Source organism: Thiohalomonas denitrificans (assembly GCF_016841685.1).
Classification (GTDB): domain Bacteria; phylum Pseudomonadota; class Gammaproteobacteria; order Thiohalomonadales; family Thiohalomonadaceae; genus Thiohalomonas; species Thiohalomonas denitrificans_A.
Genome location: NZ_JAENYR010000024.1, coordinates 1 through 22,632 on the forward strand (window position 1 = coordinate 1; position 22,632 = coordinate 22,632).

The following is a 22,632-nucleotide window of genomic DNA, read 5'->3' on the forward strand; positions in this document are numbered from 1 at the left end:
CTGTTAGGACACCAGATTACTTCGTCGCCGGGGCTCCTCGTAATGACAGCGGGGGCAAGTTCATCAGGAGGAGCCCCAAGCGGCGTGGCAATCTCGGGGTTGGGAGTAAAGATTCCTTCGTCGCTCAGGCTCCTCGTAACAACAGCGAGGGCAAGTTCATCAGGAGTCACTTTTCCCAATCTGGATTGGGTTCTACCGGCTCCGGGACTATATACGATCGGATACGTCTACTGTTTTCCCCGCACTTTTCCTTCCCGAAATGGATCGGTAATGAGCCGCAAGTTGCCGACCAATGGCTGAATAACTGTATTCTTTCTCTACCAGCCTGCGGGCTGCCCTTCCCATCTCCGTCTGCACCTGCTCATTGTCCAGTAGCCAACCGATCTTTTCGATGTAGTCATCGATTGTGCGTGCCAGGACCACATCAATGCCATCAGTCACGGCAATGCCTTCGCACGCAACGGGATCGGCCACCAGGGCCTTACCCATCGCCAGCGCATCCAACACCTTGAGCTTAGTACCGCCCCCGTCGGTAATCGGGCAGACATAGACCGCTGCAGCGTCGATATAGGGCCTTACATCATCAACAAAACCGTGGACGCGAACATCCGGTTCTGCTTCGCACAGGCTGACCAGTTTGCCAGGCGGCGCAGCACCGATGATATCCAGGGTAAGGTCTGGATAGCGTCGCTTCAGTCTTGGCCAAATCTGCTCGGCAATATACAGGGCCGCCCGACGGTTCGCGTATGCGCCAAGGCGCCCGACAAAGATAATCCCTCTTCTTTGGGTTTTCTCATGCGAAGAGGAAAAATAATCCAGGTCGACTCCGTTTGGGATTTCGGCAACCTTTTCAGAAAGAGAAGGCGCAACATCGATGAGACGTTCGGAATCGAGCCTTGAACACGTGACATGCAAGTCCGCCAAGGCACCTTTGGTCGCCTCGTAGCGCCTGATTTTTTGCCCTTCCTGCCACATGTAGAAGCGACGAAACAGATGCCTTTCGTTACGTGCTCTGCGCAACATCATTTGCGATTCGATATTGTGGTGATTGAGCAAAACGGGGATTTCTTTTAATTCATGCCGGTACTCGAGAAGACTGATAGTGTCGAGGTGAACCGCATCGTACCGGAAGCGAGCCACCTGCTTTCTGATGCGCACGGCCATCGCGCGCGAATTCAACCAATTCACAGTGTAAGGCTTCATCCGAAATAGACTGGTCGCCAATAAGCCGGACCGGCCTGTCAGATTCACATCCTCGGGAAGAGCCTCAAATTGCACGGTCCGACAATATTTTTTCAATTCCGAATGCGCCGTCTCAAGAGCGATGTCTTCGTCATCGGCAAGGTATTTCAGATAAGGGCGTTGAACGAACGCCAGCAGATCGACTGAATGATAACGAGAAATCTCACGGATAAGATTGAAGCTGCGCTGCAAGGCCCCGCCTTTTGGGGGGTAGGGAACCAAATGGGACACCCATAGAACCTGCAGTCTACCGTCGTCACGAACCATATTCTGTTCCATTCACCTGTTTACCCGAGCCAGACTGTTGGCCTGCTGTCCTTATCACCCCCTGGTAGATTTCCTGGTACTGCTCGGCACATGCCGACGCCGAGAAATGTTGCATCACCCGGCGGCGACCTTCGTCAACCATCCTCTGCTTTCCTGACGGGTCACGTTCCAGCTCCAGGACCGCCTGTAAAACCGAGTCCGAACCATCATCCTCAACAATCCTTCCAGCGTCTCCATTCCCCAGCACCTGAGGTATTCCCCCGACCCCTCTGGCTATGACAGGCACCCCCAACGCGAGGCATTCCAGTAACGTCATTGGCAATCCCTCATGATCCGAGACCATTAGCAACATATCCATTTCGGCCAGGCACGTGGCAATATCCTCCCGAAACCCCATACAATGTACGGTTTCGACCAAATGGTGACTCTTCAGGTAATTTTCTGTCTCTGACCTCAACGGACCATCCCCGAAGATATAGAACTCATATCGCCCAGGGCGTCTGGCCGACAGCTTTTTTGCCACGTCCAGAAACCGATCCGGCCTTTTAATGGGAACCAGTCTGCCGACAAACGCTATCCTGGTTCGATCTTTTCGATAGGCACAATGACCTGACTGCAAATTGACCGTAGCCAATAGGTCCGCAACGTCAATCCCATTTGGCACCACACACACGTGTCGGCGGCCATATAGTTTTGACAGGTTAGCTCCCAATTCCTGTGATACCGCTACTGTTGTTGATTGAAGGAATCGGGCCACCAGGCCGTCAACCGTCCGAAGCAACCACTGCGTGAATGCCACCGTTCTTTCGACCGGCTCGGGTGCTCCGTGGACAGTACGGATAGAGTAGACCCGGAAAAGTGAGTATGCTGCGAGCGCTCCCAGAAGATTCTCCTTGCGCCTGTGGGTATGCACGATGTGGGGTGGCGACTTCGCTTTAACGAGCGAGTAAACCTTGAAAAACAGTGCGAAACAACCCTTTTCCTCCTCCGAAATGACGTGGACTTCGATGCCAATCTGCCGCAGCTTTCGGGACAGGACCCCCTCGTTTAAAAGGATGACCGAGACCTGCACCCCCTCCAGGCACATCTGAGCCTTGACGAGATTAAAGATTTGCACCTCGGCTCCAGCCCACAGATCACCCGACGCAAGATGGGTTATGTTCAGTACTCTGGTGGTTTTTTCCATCCCTGGCGAATCCCTAGATTGCTTGGTGCTAACTTTAGACTATTCGTTACTTTCGGACGTGTACGGATCACCCGGCAATCGTCGAACTTTTTCCTGGATTAATCACCATCGACACTTCGGGAGCAGCATGGAAATCATTTTTTGGCTGGCATTGGCAGGAAGCCTCTACAGTTACATCTTCTACCCCGTTGTTCTCACGCTTCTGCCAAAACGGACTTATGCAAAGCTGAAAGAGCCGCAAGAGTGGCCATCCGTAGCATTGATTATCACCGCGTACAACGAAGAAAACCGAATTTCCACAAAGCTTGATAACTGTATGGAGCTGGACTATCCATCAGGAAGGTTGTCCATCATCGTTGCTTCAGACGCATCAACCGACAAAACCGACGATATCGCCCGCTCTTACTCTGGATATGGCGTGCGAGTCGTTCGTGCCCAAAACCGGAATGGCAAAGAAAGTGCGCAGCTCCAGGCTATCCAGTCGACGGATGCACCGATTCTGGTTTTTTCCGATGTCGCAACCCATCTTCAGCCGGCAGCGATAAAAAGAGTTGCCATCCAGATGACCGATCCAACCATTGGCGCGGTTTCCAGTGAGGACCGATTCGTTACCGTTGACGGAAAAAAAGCGGGCGAAGGCATCTATATCCGCTACGAGATGTGGCTTCGTCATCTGGAATCGTTGGTCAACACTCTCGTCGGTCTCAGTGGCTCTTTCTTCGCTGCCAGGCGAACCATCTGTGCTGACTGGGATACGGGTTCGCCCAGCGATTTCAACACCGCGATGAACGCCGTTCGCCACGGCTATGTAGCCATATCAGATCCCCAGCTGCTGGGCATTTATCCCAACATCAAAAATGAAAATGGTGAATATCGGCGGAAAACCCGCACCATTCTGCGCGGGCTCACGGCATTGGCGAAACACGCCGATCTTCTCAACCCTTACAAATACGGGCTGTTCAGCTTCCAGATCTGGAGTCATAAGGTCATGCGCTGGCTCGTTCCCTGGTTTCTGTTTACCCTTCTTCTTGCATCCAGCAGTCTCGCGCTACGCCAAGGGTCAATATTTTTCATTTCAGCGCTAAGTTTACAGATTGCATTGTATGGACTGGTTGCAGCAGGGGCAATTTCGCCCCAATTACGTCAACGGTGGTGGATTAAGATTCCTTTCTATTTTGTTCAGGCGAATCTGGCGACGGCGCATGCCACCGTAGCGTACCTTCTGGGCCAACGTGTCATTACCTGGCAACCATCGGTGCGTTGATGATTGGTGTCCTGCCTCCTGCCGGTGATCCGATCTCTCTGCGACCAGCTTCCGTGATATCGGCTAACCCCTTCGATCTCCCGTATGACAGCGTACACTTCTACGGATCGGGTACCGCCGCTTTGGCTGCTGCCATACGGGCCGCCATTTCCCGCTCCGAAAAACCCAGTCCGGAGATCATCATTCCTGCTTACGGGTGTCCCGCACTGATAAGTGCAGCACGGTATGCGCATGCCCGTCCGGTTTTGGTGGACCTTCATCCTGAGACGCCTTGGCTCGCTATCCGGGAAGTCGAAGCCCACGTAACGGCTAACACGGTTGCGATACTGGCAGTCAATCTTTTCGGAATTCCGGAACGGCTGGAAGCACTGCAGCAATTGGCTCGCAAACACCATTTATCCCTGATCGAAGATGGCGCGCAATCGTTTTTCCATGATTTGGCCGATGGGTCTCACAGTGACTATCTGGTGTTGAGCCTCGGAAGGGGGAAGCCGGTATCACTGCTTGGTGGCGGGTCAGTGCTGGCTCGTACAAAACCACTGGCAGACCACCTTCCCGCTCCGGATTCCACAACATCCTCAAGCCAATTCCGAATCGCAGCTATCGCTTACAATCTACTGCGCAACCCTCGCCTTTATTGGATTCCCAAGCGCTTGCCCGGACTCTCCCTCGGAGAGACTTCGTATTCGCCCCTCAGGTCTTTGACGGCGATGGACTCTGCCCGTATTCACGCCTTGATGGCAAACATCGCAGCCGCGAGGCGGCGCGATAACGGCACTATGCTGCGGATGCATCACGTGATTGCGCCATTCCATGAGAACGAGGTCGTCCTGGATCTCCTGGCATTCTGCTGTGAACAACCGTTCCCCCGATTATCCCGGTATCCCCTGCTGCTACCGGATCGCATCCGCAGGGACTCTCTCCTGAAACGCCTTGATGCTGCCGGAATGGGCGCTACTGCCATGTACCAGACCCCACTGCCCGAGGTTCCCGGGATAGACCTTGCCGTTGAGTCCTTTCCGGCTGCAGAAGATTTTTCCGACCGGCTTATCACCTTGCCAATACACAGCGGTGTGACCGACAGGCATATCAATGCCATCGTTTCGATCCTCGGGGATTTCAGCAACTAGTTCCCCTTACTTCACCATGGCGCTTCCCGCTCTGTTTCCTGGCGAATCCAGTGCGCCCTCATCCCTTAGCTGTTCCCTGTGCCGAGCGACGAGACGATCCAGGATTACCGCGACCGCTATCAAATACCAGACGTGCGGATAATACAGTACCGAAAGAAATGCGCCGGTCGCCAGATAACCCAACAGCCCGACCAGTGCGGCCCGGGACAACAGAATGACTTCGGAATGCCTTGTCTCGATTTTGTCCGGACGTAAGGTGGAGTAGAACCTCGAGATGGAACGCAGCATGCGCGAGAGCTTCACGATAACAAGCCCGAACAGTATCGCTCCCGTGAGGCCCAGTTCGGCGATGAGGGAAAAATAGGCGGAGTGCGCAGCTCGTCCCCAATTCACCTTGTTATGCCGGATATTGTATTCAGGGTCTCTTATCTCATACTCGTGAATTTGGTAGGGAAAGTTGTTGGCGCCAACCCCTAGGACAGGATTGTCGACAAACATCTCCCATGCCCTGCCCCAGTAGTAGATGCGCTTTTGTGCGGTACTCTCCGTCGGGTCATTAATGGTTTTCATCTCTTCCACGTACTGTTCCGAGGCAAAGAGCGACGCAATCAACCCGACAAACCCAAGAAGCAAACCATTACGAAGACGATTCTCCGAAAACACGATCAGTCCGCAGGTCACGATCAGCAGACCAACAAACCCCCCTCGAGACATGGTTGCAATCACCCCCAGAACGAGGACAACCGTTGCGCCCAGGTAAAGCAGCCTCTCTTTTCTGGAATTCCCCGGCGACTTGCTCATGAAAAACGCGTAGGGGATCGCGATATTAAGCGCCAGCGCAAGGTCATTTTCATCGCCAAGAAAACTGCCAGGTCCTTTCCCTCCGTTCAATATGCCCAGCACGGCAGCCACTACGTGAAACAACACCCAGAGTCGGATAAACTTCTGCAGACGTTCATGGCTGTCCACAAAAGCCATTAGCGGCAACACACCCGCGAGCAGCGTGATCAACATGCCTTTTGTGGTGACGAAAGCGACATGGTTATTCGCCGCATAGAAGACGCTAATCACCATCAGCGCAACGAACGCCAGATGCACCCGCACCAGAGGGCTCTTCAGATATCCCTTTTCGCCTTTCGTCAGCCACAGTGAAAACAGTAAAACGGAAAGAATGAGGCCGGGACGGATACTCCCGAGCGCAGCCACATAATCCTGTGGTCTGACGTACTCCAGAAACAGAAACGTCATCGCCAGTATGAAACCGGCAGTTGATCGTTTTGGCAGTCGACGAACTCCCTGTGCCCTGCGCCACGTCGGCTCTTCGTCCGACAATACAAAGGTATCTTCCGTGTTGTTCATACACTCGCCGGAAACATGAATGGTGCTCGTAAGTATAGGCAGGTTGGAGCGGAACAGAGGCAGCACTTGTTGACTTCTCATCACCGTTCTACAGTTCATAGTGGCCACGCGAATCGCAGACGACCTGGCGGTGGTCAGGAGGATTTCGCGATCGGTCGACAGCACTGGTGGTCCATGCGTATCACCAGACCGGTGTCACTCCTGTAGGTCACCGCACGTAAATCGAGATTATGCTGCCCAACTTCATTGTCATCGGCGCCGCCAAATGCGGGACCTCCAGCATCTGCCATCTGCTTGGCAAGCACCCCGATGTATTCATGTCCACGCCGAAGGAGATCCACTATTTCGGGCATCGCGAGCCTCACAAGACACCGTCCTGGTACGCATCTTTCTTCAAAGCGGCTTCCGAACCGGCAATCGGGGAAGGCAGTACCAGCTATACCCACCCAAATATCATCGAGCAGTCCGCGGCAGCGATCGCCGAAACCATTCCCGACTGCCGGCTTATCTATCTCGTGAGAAATCCGATCAAGAGGCTGGAGTCGGACTGGAAAATGCGCTATCGGGAGGGGTGGACCGCAGATTCGATCAACGCCGCCGTTCTTGAGCAGCAGAGCCTGATCTCCCATGGCATGTACTGGAGCAATATCAACGTATTTAGGTCCCGGTTTCCTGACCAACAGATACTGATCCTCTTCCTGGAAGATCTGTGCAAAAATCCGCAGCGCGAGTTGAACAAATGCTTCCGCCATATCGGTGTCGATTCCGAGGTAAAAGTGGAGGGTCTGCATCAACCCCGAAACCGGGCCGGGAGTCACCGCGACGACCGATTTCTGCTGCGTCTGGCGCGAAGCCAGCCGTTCTTTCACCACGCAAAGAACCTCGTCCCTGAACGAGCAAAAACCCTATTAAAAGGGATCTTCACCAGGAAACACCACCCTCCCTCCGTGGAGTGGGACACAAGCCTTCGGGATGACCTGACCGCCGAATTCCGGAAAGATGCCAGGCAACTCCTGCAGTACTGTCACAAAGACCCCGACTACTGGCACTTCGAGTGATGTATCCCATCTCCGGGCTCAGAAGCCGACTCTTCGGTGGAACCTCCTTGATCATTCAAATGGGCTTATCTACCCTTCGATGGCAGACGCCGTCAGTTGAACACCCTTGCCCAGGCAAAGCGGCAGATCCACACGCCATAACGGACCCCGAGCCTTGAAATGGATCATTCACGGCCATTAGTCAGCGTCATTATTCCTACATTCAACCGGGCAAGACGGCTGGAAAGGGCTATCAAAAGCACTTTGGCCCAGGAACAGTACCCCATTGAAATTATCGTAATCGACGATCATTCGACCGACGAAACCGAACAGGTTATCCGTAGCCTTTACCACCGTTTTGGCACAGTTCACTACTTGCGCAACCAACGCAAGAAAGGCCCGGGCGGCGCGCGAAACACCGGGCTTTTGGCTGCTAAGGGTCCATATATCGCCTTTCTGGATTCAGATGATTTGTGGCTTCCGGGGCATTTGCAAAAGGCCATCGCGGTTCTCGAGGAAGTTCCGGAGATTGACTTGATATTCGGCAATCTCCTGGTCTTCAATCAACCGCACCAGCGTGCTTTGCCGGATTGGAGTTCAGGCAAACAGCAGCTTTCCGGACTCAGGACCTCCCGGCTTGCATGGGGGGTAGAGCGAATAGAGCAGCCGCTCTTCCATCCCTTGGTGGAGGAATCCTTCGTTTTGCTATCATCCGTAGTGATGCGTTCAACGGGTAGTAGCTCAACCGTCCTCTTCAATGAAGATTTGCGGTTTTCGGAGGACCGTGATCTGATCATTCGCCTGGAAAGAATCAACCATTACCACTTCGCCTATCAACACCGCGCAACCGTACTCAGAAACCAGAATGACGCCCAGCTGACCAAGTCGGACAAAGAGACCCATCGCGCAATTCTTCAGTCCCATCTCTCCATCTACCGGCAATATTTACGAGAGTTTGAACTGGATAGAGATGAACGCGCCCATCTGGTCGACCTGATCTATAGACGGCTGTTGTCCCTGTCGTATATCCATCGCCAAATGGGTGACTACTCCAAAGCCATCAAAACCGCTGCCAATGCCTTTGGCATCAGCCCCCGTGTTCCACCCCTGGTTCAAATCGCAAAGGCGACGGTAACTCCCGCAGCCAGACTCAGATTTCGCTGACGAGTCTCAAACCAATGCCTGAAAACTCCAAAAAGCTGATCCTCGGGTCCGTGATGCGCTCGCTAACGCTGTTGGCCAACGTGATCATCGGCTTTTTCCTGATGCCCTTCATCATCGATGCACTCGGCGATCACTGGTACGGTTTCTGGGCAATTGCCGGCAGCCTGGTCGGGTTTTACGGGCTACTCGACTTTGGTCTTTCGCTGACAACCCAGCGAAATGTCGCCCATGCATTGGGCTCAGGGCGAACCCAGGATGTCAACGGCTGGATGTCGACGGCCGTGGTTGTATTTTCAGGAGCGGGACTTTTCATCGTCATCGCATTGATCCCGGTAATCATGTGGGTCCCTGCCTTCATTGACGACCCTGGCAGTGCACGCACACTGCAGTACGTGATTGGGATACTGGGCCTCAACGTAGCCCTGAGCCTGCCGTTTCGCGCTTTTCACGGATTATTGGCTGCCAAGCTGCGATTCGATCTCCTCAGCAGCCTGGAGTTGACCAAGCTGGCGTTGCGTACCGCGCTCATCATCTACATCGTAGGCAGCGACAGCTCCATCGTGTCCCTCGCACTGATTACCTTCGCCTCGGATCTGTCAGTAAGATTCGGGCAGTTGTTACTGGCGTGGTATCTCCATCCTACGCTCAAGATTCAGCCCCGCTTGTTTACCAAACAGATGTTTGCCGCATCGGTCAATTACAGCAAGTTTGTATTCCTCACCTCGATTGCCGAGCGCGTCCGCATGTCGGCAGGCACCTTTATCGTGGGGTTCGCCATTTCGGCGTCAGCCGTTACTCATTATGCGATCGCCCTCCGCCTAATGGACTATCTGGGGCAACTGGTCGCCAGCATTTTCAGCGTCGTAATGCCGGTATTCACGAAACACCATGCATCTGATAATCGGATTCTTCTCAATTCCCGCTTCATGATGGTGAGTCAACTCTGTGCCTTCTTCTCGATCCTCCTGGGCGGCCTTCTTATCGTTATGGGAGATGAGTTCATCGCGTCCTGGATGGGCCCGGAGTATCTGGACGCCTATTATCCACTGGTGGTGCTGGTGGCCGGCGTCGTTCTCGCGAATTCGCAGCGCCCCTCGGTCTCTCTCCTGAACGCCATTGCAAAGCACCACTATTACGCCTGGATTTCTGTATTCGAGCTGGTTGCAAACGTCATCGTCAGCCTTGTGCTGGTATTTCCGCTGGGATTACTCGGAGTAGCCCTCGGCACCACCATCCCCATCATGATCACCAGGCTATATCTGCAACCGCGGTTCGTCTGCGGGCAAACAGGAATCAGGCTCGCAGATTACTACCGTTCCACCTATTCGCCGGTGACTCCGGCCGTTCCCGTTTTCATTGGAGCTGAACTCGCGACCGGGCATTTTCCCTTGTCCGACTATACCCATCTTGCTCTTACCGGCGCCATTGTCGGCATCCTCTACACTGCCATTACCTTTAAATGGTTCCTTGCGCAAGAAACCAAGCTCTATTTGTTCGGTCTTTTACCGATTCGGCTACGCCCCCTCTATACCCTGTTTACCTGAAAGCAGATCATGCGCCTGCATTATTTCAAGTGTCCCGATGGCAGCTCCAATTTTGGTGATGAGCTTAACCCGTGGTTGTGGCAACGTCGTATTCCAGAGATCTTGTCAGATGACGATCAGGTTCTGTTTCTCGGAATCGGGACTGTACTGAACAGCTCCCTTGCCTCCGGTTCCAGAAAACTGGTATTTGGTTCGGGTTGCGGCTATCACCGCCCCCCTCGATTGGATAAGCATTGGGATATTCGTTTTGTGCGTGGCCCGCTGTCGGCACGGGTTCTGGGGTTATCAAACGAGAAGGTGGTTACCGATGCAGCCATTCTGCTTCGACCGCTATTACCTACTGCTCCCTTAAACCGCTCCGGGTACGGGTTTATGCCACACTGGCAAAATGCCCACTCCGAGTGGGCTCGCCTTTGCGATGAATATGGTCTCATCTATATCGACCCTGCTGGTCCGGTCGAAGACACACTTCGTAAACTGAACAGCCTGACTCTCCTCCTCACCGAGGCCATGCACGGAGCCATTGTTTCGGATCTGATGGGTGTTCCCTGGATACCAATTTCTACCAACAAAAACATCTTACAATTCAAATGGCGGGACTGGTGCCTTTCTCTAGGCCTCGACTATTGTCCAAGCCCGATTCCACCCCTGTGGGCGCCCTCAGCTGCCTCACAGGACGGAACTGCCAGAAAATACCGCCGGCAGGTCAAGAGGCGGTGGATTGCAGGGAAGCTCTTTTCGGTGATAAAGGGAAGGAATCCCCTGCTTAGCGACCGTAGGCGCCTGGAAGATACTGCCAGAAGGGCGGAATATCAGCTGACTCGACTCAGGGCCGAATTCACCGGCGACTGAAGCCACAAACATTGTTTCTCCCTATACCGAGCCGCGCACGCGAGCTTCCTCGGCCACCAGTTCACCTAAGACTACGGGTCGTTTTCTGGCCATCATAAACGATGCCTTATGGTGGAATTTCAGAATCCAGAAGTGTGGCAATCCTACGACTCGCCAAAACTCTATTTCACCAACGGTTTCAAAACCCAATCTTTCATGAGCACGCTTGGAAGGACTGTTCTGTTTTTCGATATGTGTATAGACCGGGGTCGACTCCGAAAATGAATCAACGATCAGGTTTGCCATCAACGGGAAGAGACCCTTCAGACGATAGCTGGGAAGGACATATCCATTGCTTAAAAACACACCCTCTCCCAGCCTGATTTCTATCGTTTGCGGACCGAGTTCGTCCTGACTCAGTAAATAGCGGTTTTCAAACATCCATTCGTACGCGACGATTCTTCTATCACTACGGACAGCAACACAGCGTCCACCCTGTTCCAGAAACTTGCCAAACAGTGCGTCCGTCTTCTGCCGCTCCTGACCTCCCGCTTCTGTCGTCAGAAGAGAAAGCTGGGAAATGTCACTCGGCGACGCAAATCCAATACTGATGCTATGGTCACTTCGTACCCGAACTCTACGAAACAGCTTCAGACGATAGAGATCGTATGCTGCATATTCAATGGCGCAGGAAGGAACAACTCCATAGCTACAAAGACGTGCCAAAACCTGTTTAGAACCGCTACGCCGATAGGTTTCGATTGCCCGCCTCACACGTTTCCAATCCATCCGTGGAACCTTCGATTGATGTGCGACACTTACTCATAGCGTAGTAGCCATCCCACATATTTAAATGCCAACCACATGCTTAGCTGATGAAAGCAGAACTTGTAAAACTGAACGATATAGAAACGGCCCGGGAGCTGTGGTCGGAACTGGAACCACACTGTCAGTGCAGCGTTTTTCAAAGCTGGGCCTGGATAGGCCCATGGCTTGAACGCGCCATGCACACAATGTCTCCCTTGATGCTGATTGCCCGGGAAAACGATCTACCAATCGGTTTGGCCATAGCCGTAGAGAAGCATTGGATTCGCAACTATCTGTTTCCGGTAAAGGCGTTGTTCATCAACGAAGCAGGACCGGACAGACTGGATTTTTGTAGCGAGTACAACGGCTTTCTATTACGCTGCGGCCGTGAACAGGAAGCGCGCAATGCGATGCTTTCTGCACTGGTCAATTCTCAGACCGAATGGGATGAAGTTCATGTTCGCCGCATCAGCGAATCCTTGGTCAGCGACTTTCAATTCGATTCGAACAATGGAATGCCAACTCGCCTATCGATTCGGACCACAGATCCTCTTGTCTCCCGCTATGTGGATTTGTCCCGGCTCCGCACAAAAAACCAGACCTTCCCCGATTCGCTCAGTGCAAGCCGTAGAAAGAAAATTCGTCGTGAACTTCGAATCGCAGAGAAAGCAGGTCCGCTTGGAATCGAGTCGGCCACTACGGTCGATAGCGCCCTGGCTCTTTTCGATGAGCTAAAGATGTACCATCAGCTCCGCTGGGAACGTTCAGGTGAACCAGGTTCATTCGCCGATCCCGAATGGGAAGCCTTTCACAGAGAGCTTATAGCGCGACAACTTCCCCAAAATGGCGCTCAGCTATTAAAGGTCACAGCCGGAGCTACACCCATCGGGTTTATCTACAGCCTGGTAAGAACCGGCCACGTATACGTCATCCAAACCGGTTTCAACTACGATTCCCTACCCGATCTTCGACCCGGCGAAACGACTCATTATATGGCCATTCAATGGAACTATGAGCAGGGATTCAACCGGTACGACTTTCTTGGCGGGGACTCTTTTTACAAGCAAACGCTATCGAACTCATCCGATCGCCTCGTGTACCTCACGATTCAACGACCTCATTTGAAACTGATACTGGAAGATTCGATCCGGACTGGGGTAAGTTCAGCGAAACGGCTAAAAAGCTTGTGGCACCTTGGAAACTAGTGGTCGAAGCTCCTGGTCGCCCGCGCGATTGACGTAGCCCAGGAGATTCTGACCTGCCTCCGATGCAGTCACAAACTTCATCTGGCTCTCGCTGGCGAAGGCAATGAACTCTTCAATACGTTCCATAAACTGACGTTTTTCGTTAGACGTCCGGACAAAGGGCGTAAGGTTCGGTACTAGGGTTGGCGAATGAAAGAACAAGTTCAGATAACGATAACCTTCGCGATTCATGCGTTTTGCGAGTCGGATCATTGAACCTGCGCTTGCTGCTTCAGGACTAAGTACCACTCGATTGAGTATGGATAAACGGTCAAGCAATCCGATCACGCGTAATTGGTTAAGTCGACCCCGGCGAACTATCTGTTCTATCCGGGCACGTCGATTGAAGTTCCTCTGAAGGTAACCGGTAGTAGCAGGGATCTGCACCATACTCCCGACGGGATCGGCATCGTAAATGCTTCCTTCGTCAAACCGATAGGGTTGCGGTGACATCCCGGAGTAATCCGGCCCAAAATTACCAGACCAGTCGGTATAAGCAGTTACCGATGTCTCTACCCGGTATCCTAACGTTTTCAGGGTTTGCGCCACATTTTGCCCATACCCCCACCGACCACTACGGAAAGTCTTCGGTGCTATCCCCAAGCGTCCCTGCAGCAGGTAATGCAGATTTCGGATCTTTGCATCAACCAACTGTGCCGGAAGATGCAACAACATCGAGTTCTTCAGGAAGTGTTCTTCCTTGTGCGGCGGTGTATTCCATGGATGGCAATGGCTCCCCACTTCGCATAGCCCGCTGTCCTGACGATCCCTGAGGAATTCGGCAAGTGCGGTATTCTCGCCCATATTATAGGTGACCAGATAGGTCGGCTTGGCCCCATAACGTTCGAATAGTGCCTGGAGTGCCGGGATTGCGTCGGCGTTGCGGGTGGTGGGATCAGGAGCAAACGGTCTCCAGTTATCTTCTTCGGTATCGATCGTTATCAGTACTTGTTGCTTACTCATGGGGTACCGTAATCCCGATTGTAAAATCCCACACATTCAATCCCACGGCCTTGAATCGATCTCCCGGCGATTCCCAATGAATCAATACATCATCTCAATCACGTCCTTTGCAAGCTCTGGATCAGCACCTTGGCCAGTGAACGGCAATCCAGCAGTTTCTCGAGTAAACCCATCCGCTCTTCGACTGCAGCAAGCCGTTGTTCCATCAGCTCTCCGTTCTGGGGGGACATCATTTCCTGTTCCGTAGCAAAAGCATGATCACCCTGGTCGGATGCGCGTGGCTGTTCCTCTGCCAACTCCCGAGCGACTTCGTTCACCAAGTCATCATCAACCGCCTCTCTCTCCTCCAGGTAAGCGACGAGAAAAATCCGGTCGGCAAGTGTGTTGATCCGGCGAGGTATTCCCTGAGTCTCGGAATAAATGCAATCCAGTGCGTCCTGATGCAACTCTGGTCGCCCCTCCCAGCCGACTCTCTGAAGACGGTGCTTGATATACCCTTGGGTTTCATCCTGGGTCATCGGGCCCAGGTGACAAAACGCGACCGCCCGCTGCCTCAGTTGCTCCATGCGCTTTTCCTGTAAACGCGCACGTAATTCGCCCTGTCCGACAAGACAGGCCTGAAGCATTTGACGATCGCCGACCTGGTGATTGGTCAGCATACGCAACTCTTCAAGCGTCGAATAAGGCATATTTTGCGCCTCATCGACGATGAGCAAAGCTCGTTTTCCTTCCAGGCGGCGCTGGGTCAGGTAACCCTGTAGTCTGTTGAATATTTGCGAACGAGACAGTCCTTCGTTGCTCACTCCAAAAGCCAGAGCAACCGATTCGGCCAAGTCGGACGCCTCAAGCTGGGTACTGGCAATCTGGCCGATCACAAAGTCGGTATCGCCGGACAGTTCATTGACCAGGGTTTTGATCAGGGTAGTCTTCCCGGCCCCAATCTCTCCCGTCACTACCACAAAGCCCTCTCCCTGATGGATGCCGTACCGAAGGTAGGACAGTACGCGCTGATGTCCACGACTCGCAAAATAGAAGTTGGGATCCGGACTTAGCGAGAAGGGCTTGCCGTTCAATCCATAGAACTTCTCGTACATGGTTTAAAACTCCGCCCTGGCCGTCAAAAAGATCATGTTTTGCTGATAGTCTGAACTGTCTATGGTCGAATCCCTTTCCGTATACTGATAGCGCAGTGTACCGAGCATGCGTTGCGTCATCCGACGCTCCAGCCCCAGCGACACATATCCGAGATAGTCCCTTCGGTCCACACCGCGGAATTCCCGCCTCTGCAGTTCCCCATCCGTCAGCAAGGTAGTACGAGGAGCCACTCTCCAGCTCCAACGGGCTCCGGCACCCGCCAGGTCCTCCTCATCTTCGGTGATCTGGTACTCCCGCTGTTCACCGTATCCGTACAACTCAACACCGGTACGACCCCTTTCATGTGACCAGCCACCTCTTAAACGGCGGCTCAGATAGACCTCATTATCGAGCGCAGTGGTCGTCGTAAATTGAACCGTTTCGGCATCGATCCGTTCGGCATCTACGACTGCAATTCTTTCGATTTCACTGGTGTAATCTTCCGAGTAGCTCACTCGAAACTGCCCCACATTAGTCTCTCTGGCTACCGACAAGTCGAATGTCGTTCCAAACAGTCGATGGCCTAACGAGGCGGTCATGTTCGTCTGGGTATTGGGAGTCCATTCGGCATTGGCCAGCCATACGCTGCCATCCTCCTCTAGCACGTCGTCGACTCCACCGTACTCGTTGTCCTCGTATCCTGCCTCCAGACCGATGGACAGCCTAGTCGAAAATCGATGCCCCAGAAAGATACTCCACTTGTCCAGGACCGAATCCTCTCTGTCATCGGCAGTCAGAACCCTGTGAGAGGCCAGCAGACCCCACCGGTATTTCATATCAGGCGCGTTTCCGAACCGCACCAGAGAGTGCCGGCGGCTTCCATCCGAAAGGCGATCTTCGTCATATTCGACGCGATCGATTTGGTACTCCGCCCGCATCACGAGCTGATCGTTGAATCTATGGTGCAAATAGGGGTTGATGGTGAGCGTCGCAACATCGGTTCTATTATCAGTAACACTGATGTTGTTCACCGAGATCGGGGCCTCCGATGAAATCACTTCCTGTGTATATCCGGCCCCTGCTTTGACAAAAAACCATTCCGGAATAGCAACCGCTTCGCCTAAGGCCTCTGCCTGATGGTATGTCTCGTTATGGTCGGATTCGTTTGCGTACCATAAGGCCTCAAATTGATAATCAAGCGCAAAATCCAGTCTGGGCGCAGTTCGAGAGTAGGAGATCCCCGGAGCTATCTGAGTAATGAAGTCCTCTTCTTCATCATTCGAGGCCAGATTCACGTTATCCGTATAGATTTCAGAAACCTGCAGCACCGGAGTTACATCGACTTCCGCAGCCTGGGCCATTTCGGGCGCCGCCACATGGATGCCCACGGCAACAGCTACCGACCACAAACCAGATTCGAGCTTTCTTTGTATTTTAAAAATCATGGCTATCACGGCTGTTGCTCATCAGGCACATAATAGCGACCGTAATAGGAGTCAAATGTTCCAGAGGCCATATTAAAGACAAAACCCGCCAGCGGATTTGGTGACAAGAGATCAACGCCTTCTTTCACGGCTTGCTGCGGTGTCGTACCTTGGGCCACGACAAAAAGTACTTGTCCCATCAGGCTGCTGAGCACAGCCGCATGACTGGTCGAAAGTAACGGCGGTGCGTCAAACAGGACAATACGATTGCTATATCGGGTGGCGATCTCTGTGGCGAGATCGCGCATTTTATCACTGGAGAGCAATTCCACTGCCTGTGGTTCGTAACAGCCGGCAGGCAAAACTGCAAGCTTTGGAATGTCCGACCATTTAAGAACTTCCGGCATACTGCTGCGGCCCGACAACACATCTACCAGCCCCGGACTGTCTTTTAAACCCAGCAGATTACTCAGCGAACGTTTGACCAAATCCGTATCCACAAGGAGTACGGTATGGTCCATCTCCTTGGAAAGGCTTATCGCAAGATTGAGTGCATTGAAGGTTTTTCCTTCACCGGGGAGTGCGCTGGTGACCATCACCATGTTTCGGGCATTGGGATCGATGCGCTCGTTTTCCAGATTGAAACGAACCCTGCGCTTCAGCATACGGTACTGTTCTGCCAGTATGCCGGTGATGAGACCTATTTTCCCATCCTGGAGCCGCTTTTCGATGTGAATGTCTGCGGCATGCGCTCGCTTTGCGGTGTCTTTTTTCACCCTATTGCCAATATGCTCCGCCGCAGCCTCAATACTGTTTTTTTCCCCTTCCGGCACCGATTCGCGGCTGCGTTCAGGCTGATTTTGCTGCTGCTTCGACAGGCGTTCGGCTGCTTTCTCGATACTGTTCATATCTGGCCCACCCTGGATATACGTGGTTAGAAGAACGATTCGGGGATAATCAGGATATCTCCGGGTCGCATCTCTACGTTGGCCGAAATATCGCCATCCTTGACCAAATCTGCCAGCCGAACATTGAATTGCTGTTTATCGGTTTTTCCGACCTTACGCACGATACTGGCCCGATTACCGGCCGCAAATTCCGTCAAACCACCAACCGCTATCAATACATCAAGTACTGTCAAATCTTCGCTGTACGGTATCATTCGCGGCTCAACCGCTTGTCCGACGACCCTGATTTGTTCAGTGGCTCGTCCCACAACTTGCGATACCGTCACCGTGACCACCGGGTGCTTGACATAGCGCGCCAGACGTTTTTCCATCGTTCGCGCCAATTCGCTGGGTGACTTGCCACTGGCCTGGACATCTTCGACCAGGGGGGTGGTAATCCTTCCATCGGGCCGAACGGGAACGGTTGAGGAAAGATCCGGATTACCCCATACAAATACCTCCAGGTGGTCTCCCGGGCCGATGATGTAATTGACCTCCGTTCGCTCCCCTTCGGGGTTCACCGGCTGCGAAGCCGCTGTTTTTCCGCGCATGATCTGGTCAAGCTGGGTACAGCCGTTCAGCCCTAATACCAAAACAGACCCAATAAACAGTATCGTGGCAGTACGCATAATCATCTCCATTGCAATAATTCAACGAGCTCCCCGCCCGAACACAACCACTTCGGCAGTTTGAACCAGTATCAGAAGGTCCATTAAAAAGCTGTGATTCTTTATGTAGTAAAGATCATACTGAAGTTTTTGTGCAGCATCGTCCTGCGATGCACCATAGGCATAACGTAATTGTGCCCACCCGGTAAGGCCGGGTTTCATACAGTGTCGTTCTGCATAAAACGGTATGACCTTTTCAAGCTCCTGGACAAACTCGGGGCGTTCCGGACGGGGACCGACGAAGCTCATCTCTCCTGTAAGCACATTCAGCAGTTGCGGCAGCTCATCGATTCGCGAACGACGGATCCATTTTCCAACCCTGGTAATGCGGGTATCGTTGGTTTTTGCCCAACGAGCCCTGCCATCACTTTCGGCGTCGGTATACATGCTCCGGAATTTGAAGATCTCGAACAGCTCACCGTTTTCCCCGACACGTTTCTGACGGTAGAGAATCGGGGCTGCAAAGCCACTTTCGAAAAGTATAGCGATTACCGTGACTGCCATGACAGGCGCAGCAAACACCAACAACGAACCCGCAGCCAGGAGATCAAATCCGCGTCGTAGCATTCGCGCCCGAGTTCCGTAACGAAATCCTCCCGAACCTACGAGCCAACCCGGCGTCAGTAAATCCAAAGAGATTTTGCCCGTCTCCTTTTCAACAAAACTGTTTTCGTCAGTGACCGCTATTCCACGGGCCCGGCACGCCAACAGCTCTGCCATCGGCAGAGTATTTCTGCGTTCACCGGTTGCAATCACAATTTCTTCACAGTTGTACTGCTCTGCAAGTTCGGAAAGACCGATAGGCAGGTAGGCTATTCGTTCACTTTCGACGTCGGCACTCTCCCCGGCTACTGGAAAAAACCAGACGATATCCACGCTTTTGGTCTGTTGGGCGATTTGATGGATTGTTCTCGCCTTTGCCCCGGTACCCAGAACAATGATTTTTCTGGCCAGAGCGCCGCTATCGACCAGCCGACGGAAAATGAACCGATCCAGAGTAATAAAAGCGACGGCAATTCCCGCAGCCGTTGCCACTACCACGCGATCGATAGTCAGGTTAGGCATCCAGTGGGACACAACCGCAAAGATGACTGCCGTTCCGAATAGGGCGACGATCAGCCGGGAAAGATAGGAAATCACCCCGTCCCATACACCCGTTTGATACAATCCCATTGCAGCCATACTCAGTGTCATCGTCCCTCCGAATACACCGGCACTCCACAGCCATGGTTCGCTTAACGCAGCTTCGGTTTTTAACCAGGCCGTGGCCAGGTACACCGAGAACACACCAAACGTCAGTTCCGCACCAAACAGAAAAATGAAGGGCGCGCGAAAATACTGCCCGGCAATCCGAATGGTCGGCATTCGGGTCCTCCTTGAACAATCGAGTCTTTCCTGTTCAGAGCCGTCGGAATACCACACCGTATAAAAGTTGTTTGGTATTGAACGTATAGACGGAGTTTTCTGAACCCGCAATCGTTGCTATTCCACTAGTGGTCCATGCGGGGAATAGTGTGGCACTCAGAGTCCCGCTAATGGGCCAAGGCAAGGCGCGCTGCGCAGGGAATGGCGTGCCCTTTCCAAGCAGCGCAACGCAGGATTGGCCCATTAGCGGGACTCCCTTCGGGCCGGCTCACAAGCCCCCTTGGCTGCGTTGCAGTCGCTTGAACCGGCTATATGGCCAGTTCTGCGCTCCTGCGCCTTGCCGATGGCGCTTGTGAGATGGCTGAGCGTTACACTATTCCCCGCATGGACCACTAGCGGCCGGGAGTCACAGTCTTCCATCGACTTGGTCCGCCGGAAAGACATGCTTGGCATCGAATACCACATGGTTGGGTTTGCAGGCCACCTGGAAGTGCGGCAGACCTTTCTCGACAAAGCGTTGATGGCCTACACCCAACAACATCGCGTCGTAACGTCCTTCAGGCAGGTTTTCGACCGGGTTGATTCCATATTGTTCGTAAGCGTCTGCGGGATCGACCCAGGGGTCATAAACGTCGACATTGACATTGAGTTTTGTCAACGTTTTGACGACGTCAACGATTCGGCTGTTGCGTAGATCCGGGCAGTTTTCTTTGAAGGCGAGACCAAGAATCAATACATTGGACTGTGGTACATGAATGCTGCGCTTGAGCATGCACATCACCAGTCGGTTAGCCAGATATTCTCCCATCCCGTCATTAATACGGCGCGAGGCGAGAATAATGTCGGGATGATGACCCATCTCCTGTGCCTTATGGGTGAGGTAATAGGGGTCTACGCCAATACAGTGACCGCCTACCAGACCGGGTCGGAAATGAAGAAAATTCCATTTGGTGCCGGCGGCATCGAGTACGGCCTGCGTATCGATCTCCAGGCGTTCAAAGAGAATGGCCAGTTCATTAATCAGCGCGATATTGACATCACGCTGGGTGTTTTCGATGACCTTCGCGGCTTCGGCAACTCTGATGTTTGGCGCCCTGTAGGTACCACCCGTGATAATCCGCTGATAGAGGCTGTCAACGAACTCTGCACCTTCCGGGGTTGAGGCCGAGGTAATTTTCCGGATCGAGACCAACGGCCGCTGTTTGTCGCCGGGATTAATCCGTTCAGGGCTATATCCGACGATAAAATCCTCATTCAAATGCAGTAAGGATTTGGACTCGAGGATTGGGATGCAGACTTCTTCGGTCGCGCCGGGATAGACCGTCGACTCGTAGATGACGCAATCACCTTTGGAAAGGACCCGGCCGATCATCTCGCTCGCCTTGCGTAGTGGCGTCAGATCCGGTTGGTGATGGGCATCCACGGGCGTCGGAACAGTGACGATGTAGACGTTGCAATCCGTCAGCTCTTCCAGATGATCAGAGAAACTCAGGTGCTGCACCCGTTCGAGGACGTCTGGCGCAACTTCGAGCGTGGAGTCACGGTTGTTCCTGAGCTCCGCCACCCGCCGAGCCTTGGTATCGAAACCGACCGTCTCAAATTGCTTGCCGAACTCAACCGCTAGCGGAAGTCCGACATAGCCGAGTCCGACCACGCCGATTCTTACACGTTCCATGTCCAATGGAGTCGACTCCCTGTCGTTTTTTGGCAACTGCGTCTATCCGAAGTGTAGACGCTATTCAGGTTTTCCTGAATGCAAAAGAGAGAGAATGGCATTTGGGGGAGTGCGGGCAACGGCATTCTGTTGCGTATCTGCCACACATGCTGGTTCTGCAGCCGGGCCAGGCTTGTCCGAATCCTTTGGAAGCCAGGCAGAGATCCGACCGAATTACTGAATCACCGGATGATGCTGCGCTGTGACTGGTCGATAAAACGTACGAGTTCCGAGACTACCGCATGCTCCCCGGCCATCGCTCCGAGCTCTTGGCGCGCTTCACTGAGAGGGAGACCGCTCCGGTACAGGATCCGATAGCTCTCCTTCAGGGCACTCAGTGCTTCCGGGGAAAAGCCCCGCCTTTTGAGTCCTTCCCTGTTGATTCCGTGAGGTTTGGCTGGATTTCCACTAACCATCAGATACGGCGGCACATCCTTGGCGATGGCACTACCCATCCCGGTGAAGGAATGGGCACCGACGGAACAGAACTGGTGAATCAGCGTAAACCCCGAAAGAATGACCTGATCCGCGACCGTCACGTGACCCGCCAACGAGGCATTATTGGAAAAAATCACCCCGTTTCCAACGCGGCAGTCATGAGCAATATGGATATAGGCCATGAGAAGGTTGTCATCGCCCACTACCGTGAGGCCACCCCCGCCGACGGTTCCACGGTTAATAGTAACCGATTCCCGGATAATGTTGCGGTCTCCTATCTCCAGACGCGTCGGTTCGCCACTATACTTCTTGTCCTGAGGTGCCTCGCCAATCGAGGCAAACTGGAAGATATGATTTTCCTTCCCGATGACCGTCGGTCCCTGAATGACCACGTGGGGACCCACCCAGGTCTTCTGGCCGATTTCCACGTCGGCGCCGATAACCGTATAGGGCCCGACCGATACATTTTCGGCCAGCCGAGCTTTTGAGTCGATAATGGCCGTAGGATGAATGCTCATGCGATCTCCTGTTCTGCGCACATCAGATCAGCGCTGGCCACTACCTTCCCGTCTACCTTCGCCACGCCCTTGAATTTCCAGATCCCGCGTTTCGTCTTGATGAGTTCCACTTCCAGGCGCAGCTGATCGCCCGGCTCCACCGGCCGTTTGAAACGGGCATTATCGATGCCGGCAAAATAATAGAGCCTGTTGTCGTCCGGCTTGCTATCGCTACTCTTGAAGGCCAGAATTCCGGTTGCCTGAGCCAGAGCTTCCATGATCAGCACACCGGGAAACACCGGCCGATTCGGGAAGTGTCCCGGGAAGAATGGTTCGTTCACTGTGACATTCTTCACAGCGACCAGAAATTCACCGGGTTGAAAGTCGAGTACCCGATCGATCAGCAAAAATGGATACCGGTGGGGCAGGTACTCCAGTACCTCATGAATATTCATGGTGTTCAAGTT

The 22,632-nt window shown here is 53.3% G+C and carries 20 protein-coding genes; 7 read left to right on the plus strand and 13 right to left on the minus strand.

Translation table 11 applies throughout. From position 1 onward, the window contains the following. Positions 1-207 precede the first annotated feature (207 nt). Positions 208-1,521, minus strand: a complete 1,314-nt coding sequence (locus Q7L05_RS07110) for a glycosyltransferase family 4 protein (RefSeq protein WP_303904032.1) — start codon at positions 1,519-1,521, stop codon at positions 208-210. Next, a complete protein-coding gene (locus tag Q7L05_RS07115; RefSeq protein WP_303904036.1) occupies positions 1,499-2,695 on the minus strand; it encodes a glycosyltransferase in 1,197 nt (398 codons plus the stop codon). The genes Q7L05_RS07110 and Q7L05_RS07115 overlap by 23 nt, the downstream gene beginning before the upstream one ends. Before the next feature lie 127 nt (positions 2,696-2,822). On the opposite strand from Q7L05_RS07115, the gene Q7L05_RS07120 reads away from it, so the two are divergent. Both Q7L05_RS07120 and Q7L05_RS07125 read left to right on the plus strand, forming a co-directional pair. Continuing rightward, the gene (locus Q7L05_RS07120; RefSeq protein ID WP_303904039.1) at positions 2,823-3,959 is read left to right on the plus strand and encodes a glycosyltransferase family 2 protein; all 1,137 of its coding nucleotides are present in this window, start codon (positions 2,823-2,825) and stop codon (positions 3,957-3,959) included. 53 nt (positions 3,960-4,012) lie between these two features. Beyond that, entirely contained in the window at positions 4,013-5,089 is a 1,077-nt protein-coding gene (locus Q7L05_RS07125) for an aminotransferase class V-fold PLP-dependent enzyme (RefSeq protein WP_303904042.1), read from the plus strand. A 6-nt stretch (positions 5,090-5,095) separates the two neighbouring features. Here Q7L05_RS07125 and Q7L05_RS07130 read toward each other — a convergent pair whose 3' ends face one another. Then, positions 5,096-6,613: an O-antigen ligase family protein gene (locus Q7L05_RS07130; protein WP_303904045.1), complete on the minus strand. Its 1,518-nt coding sequence runs from the start codon at positions 6,611-6,613 to the stop codon at positions 5,096-5,098. A gap of 65 nt (positions 6,614-6,678) precedes the next feature. Between Q7L05_RS07130 and Q7L05_RS07135 the strand changes: the two genes are divergently transcribed. From Q7L05_RS07135 to Q7L05_RS07150, 4 genes are all read left to right on the plus strand, one after another. After that, positions 6,679-7,506 (plus strand): sulfotransferase domain-containing protein, encoded by an 828-nt coding sequence (locus tag Q7L05_RS07135; RefSeq protein WP_303904048.1) that lies wholly within the window; start codon positions 6,679-6,681, stop codon positions 7,504-7,506. Between the two features lie 159 nt (positions 7,507-7,665). Further along, a complete protein-coding gene (locus tag Q7L05_RS07140; RefSeq protein WP_303904051.1) occupies positions 7,666-8,649 on the plus strand; it encodes a glycosyltransferase family 2 protein in 984 nt (327 codons plus the stop codon). A gap of 14 nt (positions 8,650-8,663) precedes the next feature. Continuing rightward, positions 8,664-10,193, plus strand: a complete 1,530-nt coding sequence (locus tag Q7L05_RS07145; protein WP_303904054.1) for a lipopolysaccharide biosynthesis protein — start codon at positions 8,664-8,666, stop codon at positions 10,191-10,193. Positions 10,194-10,202: 9 nt separating this feature from the next. Continuing rightward, positions 10,203-11,045, plus strand: coding sequence for a polysaccharide pyruvyl transferase family protein (locus Q7L05_RS07150; protein ID WP_303904057.1), 843 nt, complete (start codon positions 10,203-10,205; stop codon positions 11,043-11,045). 21 nt (positions 11,046-11,066) lie between these two features. On the opposite strand, the gene Q7L05_RS07155 is transcribed toward Q7L05_RS07150, so the two are convergent. Then, positions 11,067-11,813, minus strand: coding sequence for a GNAT family N-acetyltransferase (locus tag Q7L05_RS07155; protein ID WP_303904059.1), 747 nt, complete (start codon positions 11,811-11,813; stop codon positions 11,067-11,069). A gap of 86 nt (positions 11,814-11,899) precedes the next feature. Here Q7L05_RS07155 and Q7L05_RS07160 point away from each other — a divergent pair, with 86 nt between their 5' ends. Further along, positions 11,900-13,036: a GNAT family N-acetyltransferase gene (locus Q7L05_RS07160; RefSeq protein WP_303904063.1), complete on the plus strand. Its 1,137-nt coding sequence runs from the start codon at positions 11,900-11,902 to the stop codon at positions 13,034-13,036. On the opposite strand, the gene Q7L05_RS07165 is transcribed toward Q7L05_RS07160, so the two are convergent. The 9 genes from Q7L05_RS07165 to fabZ form a co-directional block, all read right to left on the minus strand. After that, positions 13,007-14,038, minus strand: coding sequence for a hypothetical protein (locus tag Q7L05_RS07165; RefSeq protein ID WP_303904066.1), 1,032 nt, complete (start codon positions 14,036-14,038; stop codon positions 13,007-13,009). The two genes, Q7L05_RS07160 and Q7L05_RS07165, sit on opposite strands and share 30 nt — an antisense overlap. A gap of 98 nt (positions 14,039-14,136) precedes the next feature. Then, a complete protein-coding gene (locus Q7L05_RS07170; protein WP_303904069.1) occupies positions 14,137-15,132 on the minus strand; it encodes an XrtA/PEP-CTERM system-associated ATPase in 996 nt (331 codons plus the stop codon). A 3-nt stretch (positions 15,133-15,135) separates the two neighbouring features. Beyond that, complete coding sequence (locus Q7L05_RS07175; protein ID WP_303904137.1) at positions 15,136-16,557, minus strand: TIGR03016 family PEP-CTERM system-associated outer membrane protein; 1,422 nt, start codon at positions 16,555-16,557, stop codon at positions 15,136-15,138. Between the two features lie 5 nt (positions 16,558-16,562). Next, entirely contained in the window at positions 16,563-17,444 is an 882-nt protein-coding gene (locus Q7L05_RS07180) for an AAA family ATPase (protein ID WP_303904072.1), read from the minus strand. A 26-nt stretch (positions 17,445-17,470) separates the two neighbouring features. After that, positions 17,471-18,112, minus strand: coding sequence for an XrtA/PEP-CTERM system exopolysaccharide export protein (locus Q7L05_RS07185; RefSeq protein WP_317623106.1), 642 nt, complete (start codon positions 18,110-18,112; stop codon positions 17,471-17,473). 21 nt (positions 18,113-18,133) lie between these two features. Further along, positions 18,134-19,516 carry a TIGR03013 family XrtA/PEP-CTERM system glycosyltransferase gene (locus Q7L05_RS07190; RefSeq protein ID WP_303904075.1) on the minus strand — a complete coding sequence of 461 codons (1,383 nt, stop codon included), beginning with the start codon at positions 19,514-19,516 and terminating at the stop codon, positions 18,134-18,136. Between the two features lie 406 nt (positions 19,517-19,922). Continuing rightward, positions 19,923-21,191 carry a nucleotide sugar dehydrogenase gene (locus tag Q7L05_RS07195; RefSeq protein ID WP_303904143.1) on the minus strand — a complete coding sequence of 423 codons (1,269 nt, stop codon included), beginning with the start codon at positions 21,189-21,191 and terminating at the stop codon, positions 19,923-19,925. A gap of 221 nt (positions 21,192-21,412) precedes the next feature. After that, positions 21,413-22,186, minus strand: a complete 774-nt coding sequence (gene lpxA / locus Q7L05_RS07200; protein WP_303904078.1) for an acyl-ACP--UDP-N-acetylglucosamine O-acyltransferase — start codon at positions 22,184-22,186, stop codon at positions 21,413-21,415. Next, positions 22,183-22,620: a 3-hydroxyacyl-ACP dehydratase FabZ gene (gene fabZ, locus Q7L05_RS07205; RefSeq protein ID WP_303904146.1), complete on the minus strand. Its 438-nt coding sequence runs from the start codon at positions 22,618-22,620 to the stop codon at positions 22,183-22,185. Before fabZ ends, lpxA begins: the two co-directional genes overlap by 4 nt. Between the last annotated feature and the right edge of the window lie 12 nt (positions 22,621-22,632).